This is a genomic window from Planomonospora parontospora (genome assembly GCA_014647935.1).
In the GTDB taxonomy this organism is placed as follows: Bacteria; Actinomycetota; Actinomycetes; order Streptosporangiales; family Streptosporangiaceae; genus Planomonospora; species Planomonospora parontospora.
Window position 1 is genome coordinate 1 of record BMQD01000084.1, and the last position, 1,391, is coordinate 1,391.

Genomic DNA, 1,391 nt, shown 5'->3' on the forward strand with positions numbered 1-1,391 from the left:
GATGGGAGGTCCGGTGTGTGACGGATGCCCTTGTCGCTGGGGCGTCGTTCGCGGTAGCTGCTGCGTCGGGTGCGCTTGACGGAGCGCGGGTAAGTTCGGTTGCGGCGTTCGGGGTTGCGGTTACGGGGCCGGCCGACCTGGTGGACGACTCTGGCCCAGAGAGCATGTGAGGGTTCAGGGGGAAAAGGCCGCTCGGTCGGTGACCGAGCGGCGCACGATCCGGAGGGTGGCCAGGAACTTGATCCTGTCGGGGTCGACTCCGGCCGCGGTGGCTGCGGTGCAGATCAGGGTGGCCAGGGCCCAGTGAGTGAGGAGGTAGGCCCAGATCTCTTGCCGAACCAGGCCCGGGGTTCGGGATCGCAGAATCCTTCCGGGGCCACGCAGATGGATCTTCAGCTGAGCGAATCCGGTTTCGGCTTCCCAGCGCTCCTGGTAGCAGGCGGCGAGCTGCTGCGCGGTCGCCTCCGTAGAGTCGAGGATGGTCGTGATGAGGCGGATGTGCTCGCCCTTGCCGTCAGACACGGTGTAGTCGACCACCCGGACGATCACCGCACGGTCCGGATCGAGGTCACGCCCGAGGCGGGCGTCTGCACGCAACCGGTCCTTCTGCGATTGGCGCAGCTTGGTGGGCTTGGTGATGACCGCGAGCCAGGATCCGTCGTCCAGATCTTTCAGCCAGTACGGGTGCAGCCCGGCCTGGACTCGCCACAGCAATTGCGCACCGGTCGAGGACGCGTACTGCCAGGCGTGGAAGCTGTAGAAGCCGCGATCGGCGGTCAGCAGCATCTCGGGCGTCAACCGCCCGTACAGCGAGTAGGCGAGGGTCTGCTCACTGTCCCAGCAGCCCGACACGTCCGCCGCGACAATCGCGTGCGAGGCACATTCGCTCATCGCCACGACCCGGGCCTGCGGATACACCGTCTCATACCCGCCCGCGCTGTCGTTGGGGAACTCCGCCAGGTTCGCCGGTGAGTCCGGCAGATCGAGGATGAACCCGTCGATCGCCATCAGCCGCCACCGCCCCAGCCATGCCCCTGAGGTCGTCTCCGTCGCGGCCGGACGGGCGAGGCGCTCGAACACCTCCCGAACGACGCCGGCCCCCAACCTCTGTCGGGCCTGGGTAACCGCACCCCGCGTCGGCGGCTCCCACTGGGATCCCGGCATCGCCGCGAGCAGACCGGTCAGTTTCTCCGCGACCTCCTCATAGTCATCGTCCGCGAACAGGCACAACGCCATCAGCAGGTAGACCACCACATGCGCTGGCAGCTTCCGGACCCGCTCCTCACGGCATCCGTGCAGCTCGATCGCCTCGTCCAGGACCTGCCGGGGCACCAGCGACGTCAACGCCCCCAGCCCCACCAGATCCGTCAGCCGACCTGACCCACCGACCT

At 67.7% G+C, this 1,391-nt stretch carries 1 protein-coding gene; it reads right to left on the minus strand.

Features of this window, described 5'->3' with window-relative positions:
• Positions 1–174: 174 nt before the first annotated feature.
• Positions 175–1,391, minus strand: a 1,217-nt coding sequence (locus IEZ07_RS35210; RefSeq protein ID WP_301549389.1) for an IS4 family transposase, incomplete at its 5' end; no start/stop codon positions are given.